The sequence below is a fragment of the Paraburkholderia xenovorans LB400 genome, from assembly GCF_000013645.1.
GTDB lineage: Bacteria > Pseudomonadota > Gammaproteobacteria > Burkholderiales > Burkholderiaceae > Paraburkholderia > Paraburkholderia xenovorans.
This window is the reverse complement of record NC_007952.1, coordinates 3,345,215-3,363,523: the sequence shown is the minus strand read 5'-3', so window position 1 is coordinate 3,363,523 and position 18,309 is coordinate 3,345,215. Positions and strand designations below refer to the sequence as shown.

Here is an 18,309-nt window from a genome sequence, read left to right as displayed (position 1 = left end):
TACTTACCAAAGAGAAGTGGGGGCCACCGCTCCACGCATCACCACGGCGATTGGATTTCCAACTGGGAGCCGGGAGCGTCGGTTCCATCGTGGCAGGAAGGCGTTTCGCATACCGCGAAATCCGCGAGCTGAGACGCGCGGAGGGAGGTGGCCGAAACTGACGCCCTAGCGCCGCGCTTTATGCGCATAAAGCGCAAACCCGTTCCACAACAACAGCATCGCTCGTTGAGTATTCAACTATGCTCGTCCTCCGCCGCGGCATTCGCTGCCGAGAAATCCACGCGCGGAACGTCGTTCACTTCGGCGCGAGCTTGCGAGATCGCCGTCTCGCATGGGCAACCCGCGTGGTCTCTGCGCGAACTAGCTGCCCCAACGGTGCACCACACCCATCGTCAGTCTGCGCACATGCAATAGATTATCGAAAAATTCAAAAACAAAAAATGCACCCTTAACGGAAGGTCCAATCCCCCCGCGCAAATCATCCCTCGCATAGCGCTGCCAAAGTGTCCCAGCCCCTTCGGCCCCGATCTGCCACAGCAACCCACCTCCCCAACCGGTAAGATCCCCACATAAACCACCCAACCTCCCGTCGCACACGCGCAGTCCGCAACCCCTACTCACCACCACCCCGAAACCATGATCACGATCTACCACAACCCCCGCTGCTCAAAATCACGCGCCGCATGCGAGCTGATCGCCGACACCTACAACAGCGCAAACGAAGCAACGGAAATCGTCGAATACCTCAAGCATCCGCTCACGGTCGATCAGCTCAAGCAACTCACCGCGCAGCTAGGCTGCGCAGTCCGCGAAATGATCCGCGACACGGAAGCCGAGTACAAAGAACTCCAGCTCTCCGATGCTACGCTGACTGACACTCAGTTATACGAAGCATTGGCGAAACATCCCATCCTTTTGCAACGGCCAATCGTCGTGCGAAACGGGCGGGCCGTGATTGGCCGCCCGCCCGAAAAAGTCGCCGCGCTATTCGCCTGATTGCGCCCGACAGCGCCTGATTGGCGAAACAGACCGAGCAGACAGACCCGGCAACTGGAAAACTGTACGTCAGGCCAGCAGACTAGACCTTGCTCGCTGGCAACGCCGCATCTTTAGTCACGATCCGCGTCGGGATGACGTGCAGGTCGGCGAACGTGTCGGCGATATGCTGTTGTTCCGCGAGCACACTCGCATCGACGGGTTTGTAGATGTGCGCATAGTGTCGCAAGCCCGCTTCGATCACGCCTGCGTCGAGCCCTTGAATGGGCGCGAGCTGTGCGGCCGCTTCGCTGTAATGCCCCCGCACCCACGCCCCTTCCTTGCCGACTTCGTCCATCGTGATCGCGAGCACATCGGCGTTCTGTTGCGCGAACGACCGCGCGCTCAGGAAGAACTGATGATGGCTCACGATGCCCTCGCCATCCGCGAGTAAGCGCGCGTTCGACTGCCGCTTCGCCGCTTCGAGGAAAGGATCCCAGATCGCCCACGCATCGATCGCGCCGCGTTCAAAAGCCGCGCGGGCATCGGCGGGCGCCAGGTAGACGGGCTGAATCTCGCTGTACTTCACGCCGCTCTTCTGCAGGGCAGCGACCAGAAACCAGTGAACATCCGAGCCCTTGTTGAAGGCGATTTTCTTGCCCTTCAGATCGGCCAGCGTTTTGATCGGTGAATCCCGATGCACCAGAATGCCTTCGGCGTGCGGCGTCGGGATTTCATAGGCGACGTAGACGAAGTTCGCGCCGGCGGCTTGTGCGAACACGGGCGGTGCCTCGCCAACATAGCCGAAGTCGATGGCGCCGACATTCAGCCCCTCAAGCAACTGCGGCCCCGCGGGAAACTCAGTCCATTTGACGGTGATGCCAAGCGGCGCGAGCCGCTTTTCAAGCGTGCCATGCGACTTGAGCAACACGAGCGTATTGGCTGCCTTTTGATAGCCGATGCGAAATTCCCTGGCGTGCGCATCGGCGGAAAAAACGGACGTGGAGACGACGGGCAACGTGGCGGCAGCCAACGAAGCGCCCACACCGGCAATGAACGCGCGGCGCGTGAGCAGCGGATGACGTGACATAAAAATGCTCGTTAAAAAGACGGACGCAAAACGGACCGATTGGCCTTGACAATAATTCGTCTGCAAGCCTGGACGAACCGATAAATTCGCATAAGCAAATCACGCGAGCTAGCGAAGCTCGCGGGGCTCCCGATCCGGCGCCTTCTGCGTCCAACCGCCGCCCGCCGCTACAATTCGTCATCCGCGGGCGGCCCGCGGATGCGTCACTCTCTCGACCAAAAGGGACACCGTGCATTTAACAACAACACTCGCGCCGTGGTCATCCCACGACACCCAACTGATCCTCTCGTGCGCGCTCGGGCTCGTACTGATCATCGTTTTCATCAGCGCGCTGAAGCTCGCGCCGTTCCTGTCGATTCTGGTCGGCACGTTCGCAGCGGGGTTTTCGGCGGGCCTGCCGCTCGAAGCTGTTGCCAGTGCATTCAGTAAAGGAGCAGGCGCGCTGCTCGGCGACGTCGGCATCATCATTGCCCTTGGCGCCATGCTCGGCGCGCTCATGGCCGAATCCGGCGCCGCCGACCGGCTGGTCTCGACCATTCTCAAGCACTCCACGCCGCGCACGCTGCCGTGGATGATGGCGCTGGTCGCGCTGATCATCGGCTTGCCGCTCTTCTTCGAAGTCGGCCTCGTGATGATGGTGCCGATCATCTTCGTGATGGCGCGCCGTTCGCAGCAACCCATCCTGCGTATCGCGATTCCCGCGCTGGCCGGTATGACCACGCTGCACGCGCTCCTGCCGCCGCATCCGGGTCCGCTGATCGCGGTGAGCGCGCTGCATGCCGATCTCGGCCTCACGCTCGGGCTTGGTCTGATCGTCGCGATTCCTGCGGTGATTCTCGCGGGACCGCTCTACGGCATCTGGTTATCCAGGCGGATGCACGTGGTCGAGCCGGAAGAAATGGGCAAACTCTTCAGCGCCAAACAGGACACCGGCGAGCCGCCGGGTTTCGCGATCTCCCTTATCACGATCCTGTTGCCCGTCGTGTTGATGTTGGGCCGCACGGTCGCCAAGCTGCTGCTTCAGCCCGAGACGTTCCTGTTCAACACGCTGGATTTCCTCGGTGAGCCGTTGGTCGCTCTCGGCCTCACCGTGCTGTTCGCCGTGGTGGCGCTGGGTTGGTCACGAGGTATGGCGCGCGAGCGCGTGGGCGGCATTCTGCGCAAGAGCCTGCCGCCGATCGCCGCGCTGCTGCTGACCATCGGTGCCGGCGGCGGCCTCAAGCAGGCGCTGGTGGTTGCCGGCATCAGCACGACGATCGGCAAGATCGCGGTCGGCGCGCACATGCCGCTGATTCTGCTGGCCTGGCTGATCGCGGTCGCGCTGCGTCAGGCGACCGGTTCGGCGACGGTTGCCACCACCACCACGGCCGGCATTGTCGCGCCGGTCGTCGCGGGGCTCAGCACGACGCACAATTCGCTGATGGCGCTCGCCATCGGCGCGGGCTCGGTGTTCTTCTGCCACGTGAACGACGCCGGCTTCTGGATGGTCCGCGAGTATTTCGGCCTGCAATTGAAACAGACGGTGATGGTCTGGTCGGTTTTGCAGACGATCGTGTCCGTCGTCGGCCTTGCGCTCACGCTCGTGTTGTGGACCGTGCTGACGTGAGCATGGAATAGGCTGGCGCGGCATTGGCAGGAATTGACGTGGCGCTGTCAATTCCGGGTGGCCGGTGCCGCTTACACTGGCCGGCAGGCGAAAGGCGCTTGCGCACCTCGCTTCCCTGACAATGCGGAGCCACCATGCTTGAACTGAGACCGTCCTGCGAAGGATGCGGCAAGTCACTGCCGCCCAACGCATCCGACGCCATGATCTGCACGTACGAGTGCACCTTCTGTGAAGTGTGCGCGTTCACGAGGCTGCGCAACGTGTGTCCGAATTGCGGCGGCAATTTCCAGCATCGGCCGATTCGCACACGGGCTCAACTCGAGAAGCATCCGGCCGGCGCCACGTCGCATCCCGTTTCGATCGACGAAGCATCGCATGCGCGTTTCTTCGAGCGCTACCGGGACACGCCACCCGGCGAGCGCTAGACTGCGCGGCGCGATCGCGAGCGCCGCGCGGCCAAAGCGCAACGCGTCGCCCGCACGCGCGAGGCGCGCTTCAATCCTCGCGATTATCCGCTCTCAAGGCTTTCTGGAAGGCGTCTTCCGCGTCGGCGGCATGGCTCAATTGCACATGTGCGGAGTGACCCCTCTCACGGACCTCAGCACGGAAATCCTCGCGGATTGTTTCAATATGCAAAAAATTGTCTTCTTGTCTTCGCTGTTTGTCGGCGGACGTTGAATCGATATTCTTCAGTCCATCGATCGGGACCCGATCGCGAACCAAACGCCGAAGAGGAGTAGCACCATGAAACGTATTCTTTCCGCCCTGATCGCTTCCGTTGCCCTGTTTGCAGCCGCGTCGGGCGCAGCCAACGCTGCAACACCGGCGCCGTGCAACGGCCCGGCTTCATATTGCAACGTGTTCTTCGGCAACTAATCGGTCAAAGCGGCCAAAGCAGACGAAGTCGAAAGTAAAGACTAAAGGCGCCGTTAGTGGCGCCTTTAGTTCATCTGGACAGCGCGGCGGGCCAACAGCGTCAGCAAAGCGGCAAACAATACACGGCACTCCAAAGCAACACTTGGGCCTGATGCGTAAATGCGTTCAACGCTCACCCTACTAACGTGTTACAGTAGGTCAACAGCTTGCAGTTCTCCTGCGCGTATCGCGCAGTTTCTATCGCAAACGCCTCGCATCAGAGCGCCCTGACCGAACAGGGTCCCTTCCTTCTACCTGGCTCTACGGTGTCGTCAATCCGGCTTGATTAAAAACGGCCGTTCTTCACGTGCATCGTCGATCAACACCACGCTTCGCAGATACGCCGCGATTTGCCGGCATTGCGCCTGTCAAAGACGCCGCGTTCAGCGAAAGCCTTCATCGGAGACGAGCACCATGAGCAATACAATCAGAAGTTACCGGGGTCTTGAGATCTATCCGCTGGTGTATCCGCATCAGCCTCGCGGTCTCGATGGCACCCGCCATTACGACGCCGGCTTCGACGCTGCCGTACGAATCTGCCGCCGCGGCACCGACGACACGATGACCAGCAGCCGCGTCTTTCGCGTGCCGAGTCGCTCGCCGTTCGGCGCGGCGGGCGACGCCCGCATAGCTTCGGCCAGTTACGCAGAGCAGGTTATCGACGGCATGGTTGCCGGCCAGTCGATCGCTGGACTTTGATGCGCGCGCCGATGGCAAGTCAGGTTTCCAGGCGCTCGCAGCGCGCGAATCTTCCTGCGCTCACTGGCCGTGCGAACTATCAGGTCATGGCGTCCTCGCGCCGTACTTCGAGTGGCACGGTGCCGACGTTGAAAGTGATCCGCTTGAGCGACGAACGGGTGATCTACCCGTTCCAGGGCCACGCTGACATGCCCTTTTTCGACGACGCCGACGCTGCGCAGTTATTTGCCGAGACCTACGGCTGGCAACTGGTGGATGGCGACATCGCCGTGCCGGAGTGAGCGCGTTTAACGCGCCAGGTTAAATCCGCAGTAACGCAGTAAGTAAGACACTCTCCAGATTTCAGGCAGCAAGGCATCGCGCCTTGCCGCCTGCCACAGTGGCGCGCTTTCCTGCTTTATCGGCTAGCGCGCAACCGCCGGATGCGCCACCACACGAGCATGGCGCGAGGTGCGGCATCACCACTACCGGCGGCTAGATCTTCCCGCCGCCATCCATGCCGCTGCCGCGACGCCACACTTCCTTGCCACGTTCGGACAGTTCGCCGCTGCTATGCACGGCGTCCGCTTCCGTACCGTCGACGGCCATCTCACCGCCGGGCTGCTCCTGCGCCCGTTGCTTTTCTTTCTTGCGGGCGGCCACCGCTTCATCGTGGGACTTTCCTGCGTAGTTGAGACTCATGGCTGGGTCCTCCGTCAAGTAGATTTGTTCACATACCGCCTGCATTGCCGGTCATTTGTGCCGGGCTCCTTCGACTTCCGACAGAGCGGGACAACCGCGAGCAACCGTTTGCCTCAAAACTTGCTGGACCGAAAGCATGCTTGATTGACAAGGCAAAAGTATCAGTTATCCACAAGGTTATTCAGCGAATCTGTGGATAACTTTTCGCGATGCCGGGTTATCCACCGCCCAAGGATGCACGCCGTATCGTCCCCAATAGTCGTCCGTTTTGGCTTTTTGCCGCCCGCCGTCGCGGCCCATGCAGCTTTTGCCTATGATGGACAACTCGAACCTTTTGCGCTCCAGGGCGCCACACCATAAGGAAGCGAATCATGGCCTATCACATTGCGGTCGTCGTCGGCAGCCTGCGCCGCGAGTCGTTCAACCGGCAGTTAGCGCAAGCTGTGATATCGCTCGCGCCATCCGACTTCACGTTCGAATTCATCGACATCGGCTCGTTGCCCCTGTACAGCCAGGACTACGACGCCGACTACCCCGAAGCCGGCAAGCAGTTGAAGCAGCGCATCGAAGCCGCTAACGGCCTGCTATTCGTCACACCCGAATACAACCGGTCCATTCCCGGCGTGCTGAAGAACGCACTCGACTGGGGTTCGCGCCCGTGGGGCACTAACTCCTGGGGCAACAAACCGGGCGCCGTGATCGGCACTTCGGTTGGCGCGACCGGCACAGCCCTGGCGCAACAGCACCTGCGCAATGTGCTGGCGTACCTGGACGTTGCGACACTGGGTCAACCCGAGGTGTTCATCAAGCACGATCCCGCGGTCATCAACGAAAAGGGCGAGATTCTGAACGACGGCACGCGCAAATTCCTGCAGACTTTCGTCGACCGTTACGTTGCGTGGGTCAAGCGTCAGATCGCATCCTGAGGCGGTCATCGTGGTAACAGGAGCGATCGGCGCAAACTGAACGCCGTGACGGCAATGGCTGTCATCGAACAGCCTGCCGCCGCGCGGGCGCTCACACTCACACGTGGTGGTGCCCAGTCACGCGCTCCCAGCCATGCCGCACGGCCATCTTGAAGCGCTCCCAGGTGCTGTCCGGCGAAGTCGATTCCCAGTGGCGGCGCGCCTCGGGTTCGACATCGTCCCACGGCTGGTCGCGATAACGCTCGTCCTTGCCGATTTCCGTGCCGTAGCGATAGGCCGGCACGTAGTCTTCGTAACGTTCGTTTTCCGCCGCGTACTGCTCGTCGTAGTGCGCACGGAAGTCTTCCTCGTACTCCAGATATTCGTTCGGCATCTGACCGCCTAAACCGGCGGTTGGCTGACCCGCTTCGGAGACGACCTCGGACGGCCGCATGACCGCGCCGGAACCCGGCATCGAGCCGGCGGCGACCGCACTTCGTCCCGCGTCGCCGACCAATGGATCCGTGACCGGTTCGTTGACCGGATCGATCACAGGCCGCTCGCTGAGGGGCGGCGGCACGAACGGTTCCGCATCGGTGCTGCCTGGCTGGACGGCGTACAGCGGATCGACCGGCGTACCGGACCGGGCGGCTGGCGTCGTCACGTCCGGCGTACGCGGCGTGCCCGGTGTGACTGCGCCGATGCCAAGCTCGTCGAGGACAGAATGCTCGCGCCCGGCTTCTGTCTGCTGGTCCCAATCGGGCGCGCGCTCGCCAATGTCGGTCGCGCCCAGTCTCGTGAACGTGTTACGAGCCAGCTCCGCGTGCGCTTCGCTTGCCGCGTTCACACACACCAGCACGGCGCCGCGCCGCACGGCCTCGGCATAGCGCGCTGTGTCCGGCTCGCGCTGCCCGCTTGTGAACAGGCTCGACAGAAAGCGCTCGATATTGGCCAACACACCCGAACCGGCGACTTCGTCGGTTGCAGAGCCGACAGACGGTTCCGGATTTGCCTGCAACTCGATCGTTTCGCGTGCGAAACCGGTTTGTACAAGGGTGTCGCGTGCGGCTTCAGCTTGGGAAAAGGTGTCGAATAAACCAATTACGGTGTGTTGCATGGCTGTCTCCCGACGTATTTAGGCGGAACGGACGACGCGCAAACGCGCCGCTCTCCTTGCGTCATTAACCGCCGCAACGATCGTGCCGGGCCCGTGCCACAAGGCTGCGCGCCCGCTGGCGCCGGTCCGCGCGAGGGCGGCGGCGCAAAAAACGCGACGCGCCGCCGCGCTTTTACAACCGTGGGTAAATGCAGACCTGGCCGTGCAGCGCTGGCCGGACGCCCACCAGCGTCAGCCTTACTCCGCCGGATGCGCCGCCGGGTCGGCGCCCGTCTGCGTCAGATCGTGCTGGATTGCTTGCAGGAGTTTTTCCAGCAAACCGATATCGAAAGGCTTGGAGAGCACCCGGACGTTGACGTGGCGCGCTCGCTCGAGCTCTTCCGCGTAGCCGGTGACCAGAATGACCGGTAGCGTGCTGTCGAACGCGAGGACCGCCTCGGCCAGATCGATGCCGTTCATGGTGCCGGGCATATGAATATCGGATAACACCAGATCGAACGGCGGCGGTTCGCCGGTGCGCGCCTGCCGCGCGCGGGCCTCGTCGAACAGGCGCAGCGCGGTGTCGGCGTTGAAGACGCACGTGACCTGATGGCCCATCATCTGCAGCAGGGCTTCCGTACCCGCGGCCACTTCGCTATTGTCCTCGACCAGCAGAATGCGCAGGCCCTGAGGTGCGCCACTTTCCTCCGCGCCGGCTTCGGGCGGCCCGTCGGCGGCGGGTTCGGCCGCGGCACGCGGCAGATAGAGACGCACCGAAGTACCGGCGCCGACCGCGCTGTCGATCGCGGCAAGACCACCTGAGCGCTCGCAGAACGCGAAAACCTGCGGCAAGCCGAGGCCCGTGCCCATGCCTTTCGGCTTGGTCGTGAAAAGCGGCTCGAAGGCTCGCGCGAGTACCTCCGGCGCCATGCCCACGCCCGTATCTTCGAGCGATAGCTGCACGAAGTCGCCTGTCAGCGGAAAACCGTCTGCGGGCCGGAAATGGATATTGGTGGCTTGCACCGTGAAGCGCCCGCCGTTCGGCATGGCGTCGCGCGCGTTCACGGCCACGTTGATGAGCGCCAGCTCCAGTTCCGCGACGTCGACGTGTATCGGCCAGATCTCGACACCGAGATCGATGACCAGCGACACCTTCGCGCCGAGCGACGCGCGCAGCAACTCGCGGCATGCCGGCAGCCAGCGTTCGAGCGACAACGTCTCGTTGCGCAACGGCTGCTTGCGCGCTACGCCGAGTAACTGCCGGGTGAGCGACTGGCCGCTCTTGAGCGCCCGTTCCATCGCCGACAATTCGCGGTCGAGTCCGGCTGCGCCGCGCCGCCGGGCGATCTGCAGGTTGGCCGAGAGGATCATCAGCAGGTTGTTGAAATCGTGCGCGACGCTGCCGACCAGCGTGCCCAGCGCTTCCATCTTGCGGGACTGACGGTACGCCGACTCGATCGAGCGGCGCATGGACGCTTCGGCCTGCCAGCGCTCCCACGCTTCCTCTTCGGCGCCAAGCCGGCGCAGCGACAACCAGATCACGCACCACAGCACGATGGACGGCGTGAACATCGACAGGATCAGCACGCCGAGATGCCGGTACCACGCGGCCCAGATCGCGGAGGCGCGATAGCCGCAGACCACGTAGACGGGATATGAACCGACGTGGCGGAACGCGAGAATCAGATTTTCGCCGTCGACGTTCGAATGCATGCGCACGACGCCGGCCCGCCGTCCTTGCGCGAGGGCTTCGGCGAACGGCGTGTGCTGCGCCATTGCGGTGGGTTCGTGCGGTGAGCGCGGGTAGTGCGCGAGGATCGAGCCGTCCACGCGCACGAGGCTCATGGTCATCGGTGTGCCGCTGCCGCCGAGCAATTCGCGGTAGAACGCGTCGAAATAGCTCGGCCGCAGCGCGACGGTGACGACGCCCGCGAACGAACCGTCGCCCCCAGTCCGCTCGACGCCCATGTTGAACACCTGTTCGCCTGCAACATGGCCGGTGATGACCTTCGACACATGCTCGAGACTCTTGCCGTCGCGAACGCCGGTGAAATCGTCGCGCTCGCCGATCGAGACGGCAGGCGACGGAAAGTAGCGGCTGCTGGCGAGCAAGGTGCCGTCGCGCCCGAAGATCGACACGGCAGCCACCTGCGGATAGCCGCCGCCCATCACGCGCAGCTTCTCGTGGATCGCGGCTTCGCGCGCGCGGATGCCGCTGTCGTCCAGACCGTCGGTCAGATCGACGATGCGCGAGTCGAGCGTCTCATTCATGTCGAACACTTTCAGCGCGTGTTCTTCCGCGACCCGCACCGTGCGCAGCGTCATATCGGTGGCGTCGGCCTCGCGCGCGCGCAGATCGCTGATCGCCATTGCTGCGACATACAGGCACGGCAAGACAATCGCCGCGATCAGGAGCGCGATCAGCGTGATACGCCGCACCTGGAAATTCTGTTCGGGCACGGCGGGGAACAGCGCCCCGTCCTGCCGGCCAGCGGAAAGGCGGCTCGCGGATGGCGGGGCGGACCGGTCTGATGTCATTGTCGAATTTACTAAGGTCTTTCGGGATGCAGAGGCCGGGAGTCAGCATCATACGAGAAGCATAGACACGGCGCGGCGGTAGAAGTTACCGTGACCGGCAGCGCGCGTTGGAGTCGCTGTCCAACGGTTGTGGAAACGTGTCCTGACCGGCCGTGTTTTTGAAACAGCGACGAAACAGGAAGCGCAAACGTACACAAAAGTATAAAAGTGAATTCGTGACATAAGAACCTACATATATTTTTCTGTAAATGGCGGGTTGTCAGAAAATCTCATTAATGAAAGTGAAATTGGCGAGTTGCTTTTCCGCCGTTTTACTTCGAAAATCGGCGCCATGATAAAAATGCGTCCGCCATGTTCGGACGCGTCTGCCGCGGGGCACCCAGCCGCATCATGCGTATCGCGCGTGACGGAAGGCGTTCGCGGAATCACGCGCGCGGTAAAGACCAGCCCGATCCACGATGGCCGCGCAGATTCATCTACGGGGTAGGCTTCGAACATGCCGGTCATAGCCGTCGTCCACCGTGCGCGCACGCTTTCATGCTTGCCCACCGGTTCCGTCTATCGCGCCTCGCCGCGTGTGCTGCCCGTTCGTCCGCTACCCGTATTTCCGCAAGCTTCAGCGCACTTTGTCGCTGGTCGACAGACGTCGCGCTAAAGAACCCACCTCGCTTCGCCGTTAACGCGAAAGAGCTAATTCTGCTTTCCGACCCGCCCATGCCTTTGCCTATTGTGATCGCCGATGATTCGTTGCTTGCCCGCAAAGTGCTCACCAAGGCATTGCCGCCGGACTGGGAGGTCGACGTGTCTTACGCATTGAACGGGCGCGAAGCGCTCGCTCTGTATCGTGAAGGCAAAGCGTCGGTGATGTTCCTCGACCTGACCATGCCGGACATGACCGGCTATCAGGTGCTGGAAGCGTTGCAGCACGAGGATCTGAACACCTTCGTCATCGTCGTCTCCGCCGATGTTCAGCCGATGGCCCAGCAGCGCGTGCGCTCGCTCGGCGCGGCCGCGTTCATCGCCAAGCCCGTGACGCCCGAGGCGGTACTGCCCATCCTCAAGGAGTACGGGTTGTATGTCTGAGCCAGTCCTCACCGAAGATCAGCGCGACGCGCTGCAAGAGGTCGCCAATCTGGCGATGGGCCAAGCCGCGACACGCCTTGCGCGGCTGCTCGATGCGTTCATCGAATTGTCGGTGCCGCGCGTGAAAGTGGTGGCGGTCAGCGAGGCGGCGCAGGCGCTGCGCGAGATGACCGGGATCGAGGACACCGTCAGCGCCGTGCGCCAGGGCTTTCGCTCCGACATCAAGGGCGAAGCGCTGGTGATTTGCCGCAGCGACAGCATCGAGCAACTGTGTTCGCTGGTCAGCGATCCGTATTCGCGCTCGACTTACGAGACGGTGAGCCAGAAGGAACTGGTGTTCGACGTCGCGAATGTGCTGACGGGCGCATGCGTATCGTGCATTCTCGATCAGCTCGGCCGCACGCCGATTTTCTCCGCGCCGGGCCTGCTCGGCGAAGCCATGACGCTCGACGCGGTCTTTCAGCCCGGCGTGCTGCAATGGGAAGTCGCCCTGCTGGTCGAAGTGAATTTCGCGCTCGAGGATCAGAGTTTCCGCGCTCACCTCGTGATGCTGATGGCCGAAGAATCGATTCGCCACATGAACGGAGCGCTCGACGCGCTGTTGTCGAGCTTATGAACGTGCCCGTGGAGTCGTTGAGCGATCTGGTGGTCGAACGTGTCGGTTTCGGCATTTTCGTGCTGGACCGCGATATGAACGTGCTCATGTGGAATCGCTTCATGCAGGATCACAGCGGACTGTCGCCGCAACAGGTGGTCGGCAAGTCGCTGTACACGCATTTTCCGGAACTGCCGCGCGTGTGGCTGTCGCGCAAGATCGAAAGCGTCTTTCAGCTCGGCAGCTTTGCGTTCAGCTCGTGGGAGCAGCGCCCTTATCTGTTCAAGTTCGATCACGACCGGCCCATCACCGGCGGCGTCGACTTCATGCAGCAGGACTGCACGTTCATGCCGCTCATGCGCGAGCGCGAAGTGGTGGCCGTGTGCGTGACCATTTCGGACGTGACGCATGTGAGCATCGTGCAGCGCGAACGCGAAGAGGCGGTCGCGAAGCTTCAGGAATATGCCGACCGCGACGGCCTGACGGGGATCGCCAACCGTCGTTTTTTCGAAACGCGCCTGCGCGACGAATACACGCGCTGGCAGCGGTACGGCGGCGATATGTCCATGCTGCTGTTCGATCTCGATCATTTCAAGAAGATCAACGACCAGTTCGGCCACGGCGTCGGCGACACGGTGCTGCGCGTGATGGCGCAACGCGTCGCCGAGGTGGTGCGGGCGCAGGACACCTTCGGGCGCTTCGGCGGCGAGGAGTTCGCGTTGCTGCTGCCGTGCACGCCGCTCGACGACGCGATGCGCGTGGCGGAAAAAATCCGCTGCACGATCGCCGACACACCGGTCGAAGTGCAGGGCACGAGCGTGCCGGTGACGGCGAGCGTGGGCGGCGCGTGCGCCCGTGTCGGCGTGCCTTCGTACGACGTGCTCATCAACGAAGCCGACGCCGCGCTCTACAGCGCGAAGCGGCAAGGCCGCAACCGTTCGGTCGCATTCGTCTGAGGCCGCCCGGCGGCGGGATTCCGGTTCGCGAGAGGCGCCGCGCGCGCCACACGGCGCATTGCCGGGCGCCCGCCCCACCGGCTTCGGGCCTGCTTCCTGCCCTGTATTCGCCGGCGGAACTGCGGCATCTTACAAAGATTGATATACTTTTCGCCGTTTCCGGCCTCCCAGCCGGGTGTTTCGCGCGTGTCCGCGCGCGCGTGCCGCCTGCCTTGCGGCAGGCATCAAACTTCTTGAACGCCTTTCAGCGGGCGCCTCCAGCGGAGATCGTCTTGGCTGTTTCCAATCTTGTCGTGGACGATACAGAAATCGACGCCGCTGCCGCCACGTCCGGCAGCTCGTTCTATCTCGCCATGCGCATTCTGCCGGCCGCGCAGCGCGATGCGATGTATCAGGTCTACGCTTTCTGCCGCGCCGTCGACGATATCGCCGACAGCGACATGCCGCGCGCCGAGCGCGCCGCCGCGCTCGAACGCTGGCGTGCCGATATCGACGCGTGCTACGCCGGTGCGCCGCGCACGTCGTTGCGCGCGCTGACGCGGCACATTCATACGTTTCATCTGCAACGCGAAGATTTTCACGCAATGATCGACGGCATGGCGATGGACGCCGCCGCCGACATCTGCGCGCCCGACGAAGCCACGCTCGACCTCTATTGCGACCGCGTCGCGAGTGCGGCGGGCCGTCTGTCGGTGAGGATATTCGGGATGCAGGACGAGCCTGGCCGGCTGCTTGCGCACCATCTGGGCCGCGCGCTGCAGCTCACCAACATCCTGCGCGATATCGACGAAGACGCCGGCATCAACCGCTGCTATCTGCCGCACGAACTGCTCGCGCGCGAAGGCATTGCGGTGACGAGCCCCACGCAGATCGCTGACGACCCCTCGCTGCCGCGCGTGTGCGCCACGCTTGCCGAGCGGGCCAGGCAACACTTTGCCGCGTCCGACGCAATCATGGACCGCGAGCCGCGCAGCCAGGTGCGGGCGCCGCGCATCATGTCGGGCGTGTATCGCGTGCTGCTCGAACGGACGCTGGAGCGCGGCTTCGACATTCCGCGCACCAAGGTCCGCAAGCCGAAGCTGCGCATGCTGTGGATCGTCGCGCGTTACGCGTTCTTCTGAGCTGATGCAAAAGCTCGTACATGTGGTCGGCGCGGGCCTTGCCGGCCTGGCCGCCGCAGTGCAGTTGCAGCGGCGCGGCGCGCATGTCGTGCTGCATGAAGCCGCTGCCCAGGCGGGCGGCCGCTGCCGTTCGTATTACGACGCGAGGCTGGGCGCGACGCTCGACAGCGGCAATCACATGGTCCTCGCGGGCAATGTCGCGACGCTCAACTACACGCGAGCGATCGGCGCCGCCGACGAACTGACCGGACCGGCGCAGCCCGAATATCCGTTCGTGGACCTCGCCACGCGAGCGCGCTGGACCGTGCGCCTGTCGCCGGGACACCTGCCCTGGTGGATCTTCGATCCGAACGCGCGCGTGCCGAACACCGGGCCGGGCGATTATCTGGCGCTCGTGCCGCTACTGTTCGCCAAACCCGGACGCAGCGTCGCGCAGACCATGCGCTGCAACGGTCCGTTGTGGGACCGCCTGCTGCGGCCGCTGTTTCACGCGCTGCTGAACGTCGAACCACGTGAAGCGTCGGCGGAACTGACGGGCGCCATCGTGCGGCAGACGGTGATGGCCGGCGGCCTCGCGTGCCGGCCGCTGGTCGCGCGCAATGGTCTCGGCAGCGCGTTCGTGGATCCGGCGTTGCGGCTGCTGCAGCATGGCGGCGCGGCGATCAGGTTGGGTTCGCGCCTGGAAGAAGTGATATTCGCCGCCAACAACGCCCGTGCGCAGGCGCTGCGGTTTGCCGGCGAAAGCATCGCGCTCGAAGCGGGTCACGCCGTGATCCTCGCGGTGCCGCCGGAGACCGCACAGACACTCGTGCCCGGTGTGCGCGTACCAGCGCGCTTCGCGGCGAGCGTCAACGTGCATTTCGCGATCGATCCGCCGTTTGGTTTGCCGCCGGTCACCGGGCTGCTCAACGGCACGGCCGAATGGCTGTTCGCCTTCGACGGGCGCCTGTCTGTGACCTTGAACGGCGCCGAGCGGCTGCTCGACACGCCGCACGAAGCGCTCGCGGCCACTGTCTGGGCCGAAGTGGCGCAGGCGGCCAACCTGCCTGCCACGCCCATGCCGGCGTGGCAAGTCGTCGTGGAAAAGCGCGCGACCTTCGCCGCGCTGCCGGATCAGGAAACGCTGCGGCCCGGCACGCGCACTCGCTGGAAAAACCTGATGCTCGCGGGCGACTGGACGGCCACCGGCCTGCCCGCGACGATTGAAGGCGCGATCCGCTCAGGCCAGAAGGCCGCGGATACGCTGCTGAATGAACCGATGGAACGCCGATGAACGATTTATCCCAAACCCAGCCGCGGGACGCCGTCCTGCCCGAAGCCGCCGGCGCGGTGCCGCCCGCATCCGCGCCCGCGCCGGCTGCCGCGAGCGAAGCTCCCGCAGCATCGCTCGACACCGCCATCACACGCGCCACCGATGCGATCCTCGCCGCGCAAAAGCCGGACGGCCACTGGGTCTACGAACTCGAAGCCGACGCGACGATTCCCGCCGAATACGTGCTGCTGGTCCACTATCTCGGCGAAACGCCGAACGTGGAACTGGAGCAGAAGATCGCGCGCTATCTGCGCCGCATCCAGTTGCCCGACGGCGGCTGGCCGCTCTTTACCGATGGCGCGCCCGACGTCAGCGCCAGCGTCAAGGCGTACTTCGCGCTGAAGATGATCGGCGACCCGGCGGACGCGGAGCACATGGTCCGCGCACGCGAGGCGATTCTCGCCAACGGCGGCGCCGAAGCCGTGAATGTGTTCACGCGGATTCTGCTCGCGCTGTTCGGCGTGGTGTCATGGCGCGCGGTGCCCATGATGCCCGTCGAGATCATGTTGTTGCCCATGTGGTTCCCGTTCCATCTCTCGAAGGTGTCCTACTGGGCGCGTACCGTGATCGTGCCGCTGCTGGTGCTCAATGCGAAGCGGCCGCTGGCGCGCAACCCGCGCCGCGTGCGGATAGACGAGCTGTTCCGCGGTGCGCCGGTCAACACCGGCCCGCGCGACCGGGCGCCGCATCAGCATGCCGGGTGGTTCCGGTTTTTCAGTGGCGTGGACATGCTGCTGCGCGCGGTGGACGGCCTGTTCCCGAAAGCCACGCGAGAGCGCGCGGTGCGCGCGGCGGTGGCCTTCGTCGATGAACGGCTGAACGGCGAAGACGGGCTCGGCGCGATTTTCCCGGCGATGGCGAACTCGGTGATGATGTACGACGTGCTCGGCTATCCGGCCGATCACCCGAATCGCGCAATAGCTCGCCAGTCGATCGAAAAGCTGCTCGTTATCAAGGATGACGAAGCATATTGCCAGCCGTGTCTGTCGCCGGTCTGGGACACCTCGCTCGTCGCGCATGCGCTGCTCGAAACCGGCGAGGCTCGTGCCGAGCAGGCCGCCGAACGTGGGCTCGCGTGGCTGCGTCCGCTGCAGATTCTCGACGTGCGCGGCGACTGGATTTCGCGCCGTCCGAATGTGCGGCCGGGCGGTTGGGCATTCCAGTACAACAACGACTACTACCCGGACGTCGATGACACGGCGGTGGTGGTCATGGCCATGCATCGCTCGGCGGCGCTCACGCATTCCGAGGTCGATCGCGAAGCCATAGCGCGGGCGCGCGAATGGGTGGTCGGCATGCAGAGCAGCGACGGCGGCTGGGGTGCGTTCGAGCCGGAAAACACGCAGTACTACCTGAACAACATTCCGTTCTCCGACCACGGCGCCTTGCTCGATCCGCCGACCGCGGACGTCTCCGGCCGCTGTCTGTCGATGCTCGCGCAACTCGGCGAACTGCCGCAGGGCAGCGAGCCGGCGCAACGCGCGTTCGCGTACATGCTGAAGGAACAGGAGCCGGACGGCAGCTGGTATGGCCGCTGGGGTCTGAACTACATCTACGGGACGTGGACGGCGCTGTGTTCGCTGAACGCAGCCGGCATGCCGCACGACGACCCGCGCATGAAGCGCGCCGCGAAGTGGCTTCTGTCGATCCAGAACGAAGACGGCGGGTGGGGCGAGGGCGGCGAGAGCTACAAGCTCGACTACCACGGCTATGAACGCGCGCCGAGCACGGCTTCGCAAACGGCGTGGGCGCTGATGGGCCTGATGGCGGCGGGCGAGGTCAATCACGAAGCGGTGGCGCGCGGCGTCGCGTATTTGCAGCGGGAACAGCGCGAGCATGGCCTGTGGGACGAAACGCGTTTCACCGCCACCGGCTTCCCGCGCGTCTTCTATCTGCGCTACCACGGCTATCGCAAGTTCTTCCCGCTGTGGGCCCTGGCGCGCTTCCGCCATCTGAAGCGTCATGGCCTGACGCGCGTCGCGGTCGGGATGTAACGGATGCCTCTTCCGAGCACTCCGTCAACGGATGGCGGCCGTAGCCGCTTGCCGGTCATCATGGTGACCGGCATGGCGTTCGAAGCGCGAATCGCGCGTGGCGAAGGTGTCGAGGTCGTCTACGCGGCGCGCGCCGATCTGCTCGAACAGGCATTGAGCGCGGCGGTCGCGCGTGGCTGTTCGGGCATCATGAGCTTCGGTACGGCGGGCGGTTTGGCGCCGGATCTGCAGCCGGGTTCGGTGATCGTCGCGGACGCGGTCGAGGGGCCGTTTGGGCGCTTGCCGACCGACCGGCGATGGGCGGACAGGCTTGCGGCTGCGCTGGCGGTCGGGCCGCTCTCCGGGCGTGTGCGGCGCGGGCTCATGGCGGCCGTCACGGCGCCGTTGGTGAGCGCGGGCGACAAGGACGTTCTGCATCGCTCGAACGGCGCGCTGGCGGTGGATATGGAGTCGCATATTGCCGGCGCGAAGGCTGCCGCGCATGGGGTGCCGTTCGCGGTGTGCCGCGCGATCGTCGATCCGGCGTGGCGCACGTTGCCGTCCGCCGCCACGGCGGGCCTGCGCGATGATGGAAGTACGGCGCTTGCGCCGATTCTGCGGGAATTGTTGCGACAGCCGTTGCAACTCGGCGCACTGATTCAGGTTGCCATCGACGCCCGGGCGGCGCGCATCTCGCTAGTCGAGGCGCGGCGCGCAATGGGCGAGGCCGGGGCGTTGCAGATGGCGAGCGTCTGAAAAAATTC

19 protein-coding genes are annotated in these 18,309 nt (G+C 64.1%); 14 read left to right on the top strand and 5 right to left on the bottom strand.

What is annotated here, in order from left to right:
• The first annotated feature begins 636 nt into the window (after positions 1-636).
• Entirely contained in the window at positions 637-996 is a 360-nt protein-coding gene (gene arsC / locus BXE_RS36760) for an arsenate reductase (glutaredoxin) (RefSeq protein WP_011493187.1), read from the top strand.
• Between the two features lie 82 nt (positions 997-1,078).
• Here the strand turns inward: arsC and BXE_RS36755 are convergent, their stop codons facing one another.
• Positions 1,079-2,065, bottom strand: coding sequence for a sulfonate ABC transporter substrate-binding protein (locus tag BXE_RS36755; RefSeq protein WP_011493186.1), 987 nt, complete (start codon positions 2,063-2,065; stop codon positions 1,079-1,081).
• A 229-nt stretch (positions 2,066-2,294) separates the two neighbouring features.
• Here BXE_RS36755 and BXE_RS36750 point away from each other — a divergent pair, with 229 nt between their 5' ends.
• The 5 genes from BXE_RS36750 (at position 2,295) to BXE_RS36730 (ending at position 5,566) form a co-directional block, all read left to right on the top strand.
• Positions 2,295-3,671 (top strand): gluconate:H+ symporter, encoded by a 1,377-nt coding sequence (locus BXE_RS36750; RefSeq protein ID WP_011493185.1) that lies wholly within the window; start codon positions 2,295-2,297, stop codon positions 3,669-3,671.
• A 134-nt stretch (positions 3,672-3,805) separates the two neighbouring features.
• A complete protein-coding gene (locus BXE_RS36745) occupies positions 3,806-4,096 on the top strand; it encodes a DUF1272 domain-containing protein (protein WP_011493184.1) in 291 nt (96 codons plus the stop codon).
• A 319-nt stretch (positions 4,097-4,415) separates the two neighbouring features.
• Complete coding sequence (locus BXE_RS47970) at positions 4,416-4,547, top strand: hypothetical protein (protein WP_267886394.1); 132 nt, start codon at positions 4,416-4,418, stop codon at positions 4,545-4,547.
• A 453-nt stretch (positions 4,548-5,000) separates the two neighbouring features.
• Positions 5,001-5,285 carry a hypothetical protein gene (locus BXE_RS36735; RefSeq protein ID WP_011493183.1) on the top strand — a complete coding sequence of 95 codons (285 nt, stop codon included), beginning with the start codon at positions 5,001-5,003 and terminating at the stop codon, positions 5,283-5,285.
• Positions 5,286-5,296: 11 nt separating this feature from the next.
• Entirely contained in the window at positions 5,297-5,566 is a 270-nt protein-coding gene (locus tag BXE_RS36730) for a DUF6723 family protein (protein ID WP_233518988.1), read from the top strand.
• Positions 5,567-5,759: 193 nt separating this feature from the next.
• On the opposite strand, the gene BXE_RS36725 is transcribed toward BXE_RS36730, so the two are convergent.
• Entirely contained in the window at positions 5,760-5,966 is a 207-nt protein-coding gene (locus tag BXE_RS36725; protein WP_040124209.1) for a hypothetical protein, read from the bottom strand.
• A 371-nt stretch (positions 5,967-6,337) separates the two neighbouring features.
• On the opposite strand from BXE_RS36725, the gene BXE_RS36720 reads away from it, so the two are divergent.
• Positions 6,338-6,892, top strand: coding sequence for an NADPH-dependent FMN reductase (locus BXE_RS36720; RefSeq protein ID WP_011493180.1), 555 nt, complete (start codon positions 6,338-6,340; stop codon positions 6,890-6,892).
• Positions 6,893-6,989: 97 nt separating this feature from the next.
• On the opposite strand, the gene BXE_RS36715 is transcribed toward BXE_RS36720, so the two are convergent.
• The 3 genes from BXE_RS36715 to BXE_RS46135 all read right to left on the bottom strand — a co-directional run bounded on the left by BXE_RS36715 (position 6,990) and on the right by BXE_RS46135 (position 11,012).
• Positions 6,990-7,988, bottom strand: a complete 999-nt coding sequence (locus tag BXE_RS36715; RefSeq protein WP_011493179.1) for a hypothetical protein — start codon at positions 7,986-7,988, stop codon at positions 6,990-6,992.
• 237 nt (positions 7,989-8,225) lie between these two features.
• Positions 8,226-10,505: a hybrid sensor histidine kinase/response regulator gene (locus tag BXE_RS36710; protein WP_011493178.1), complete on the bottom strand. Its 2,280-nt coding sequence runs from the start codon at positions 10,503-10,505 to the stop codon at positions 8,226-8,228.
• A 228-nt stretch (positions 10,506-10,733) separates the two neighbouring features.
• Positions 10,734-11,012, bottom strand: coding sequence for a hypothetical protein (locus BXE_RS46135; protein WP_148223053.1), 279 nt, complete (start codon positions 11,010-11,012; stop codon positions 10,734-10,736).
• A 207-nt stretch (positions 11,013-11,219) separates the two neighbouring features.
• Here BXE_RS46135 and BXE_RS36705 point away from each other — a divergent pair, with 207 nt between their 5' ends.
• From BXE_RS36705 to BXE_RS36675, 7 genes are all read left to right on the top strand, one after another.
• Entirely contained in the window at positions 11,220-11,588 is a 369-nt protein-coding gene (locus BXE_RS36705) for a response regulator (protein WP_011493177.1), read from the top strand.
• Positions 11,581-12,204 (top strand): chemotaxis protein CheC, encoded by a 624-nt coding sequence (locus BXE_RS36700; RefSeq protein WP_007178631.1) that lies wholly within the window; start codon positions 11,581-11,583, stop codon positions 12,202-12,204. Before BXE_RS36705 ends, BXE_RS36700 begins: the two co-directional genes overlap by 8 nt.
• A complete protein-coding gene (locus BXE_RS36695; protein ID WP_011493176.1) occupies positions 12,201-13,139 on the top strand; it encodes a sensor domain-containing diguanylate cyclase in 939 nt (312 codons plus the stop codon). Before BXE_RS36700 ends, BXE_RS36695 begins: the two co-directional genes overlap by 4 nt.
• Before the next feature lie 272 nt (positions 13,140-13,411).
• Complete coding sequence (gene hpnD / locus BXE_RS36690) at positions 13,412-14,260, top strand: presqualene diphosphate synthase HpnD (protein ID WP_040124212.1); 849 nt, start codon at positions 13,412-13,414, stop codon at positions 14,258-14,260.
• A 4-nt stretch (positions 14,261-14,264) separates the two neighbouring features.
• Entirely contained in the window at positions 14,265-15,533 is a 1,269-nt protein-coding gene (gene hpnE / locus BXE_RS36685; protein ID WP_011493174.1) for a hydroxysqualene dehydroxylase HpnE, read from the top strand.
• The gene (shc, locus tag BXE_RS36680; protein ID WP_011493173.1) at positions 15,530-17,566 is read left to right on the top strand and encodes a squalene--hopene cyclase; all 2,037 of its coding nucleotides are present in this window, start codon (positions 15,530-15,532) and stop codon (positions 17,564-17,566) included. The genes hpnE and shc overlap by 4 nt, the downstream gene beginning before the upstream one ends.
• Before the next feature lie 3 nt (positions 17,567-17,569).
• Positions 17,570-18,301, top strand: coding sequence for a phosphorylase (locus BXE_RS36675; RefSeq protein WP_011493172.1), 732 nt, complete (start codon positions 17,570-17,572; stop codon positions 18,299-18,301).
• Positions 18,302-18,309: the final 8 nt, after the last annotated feature.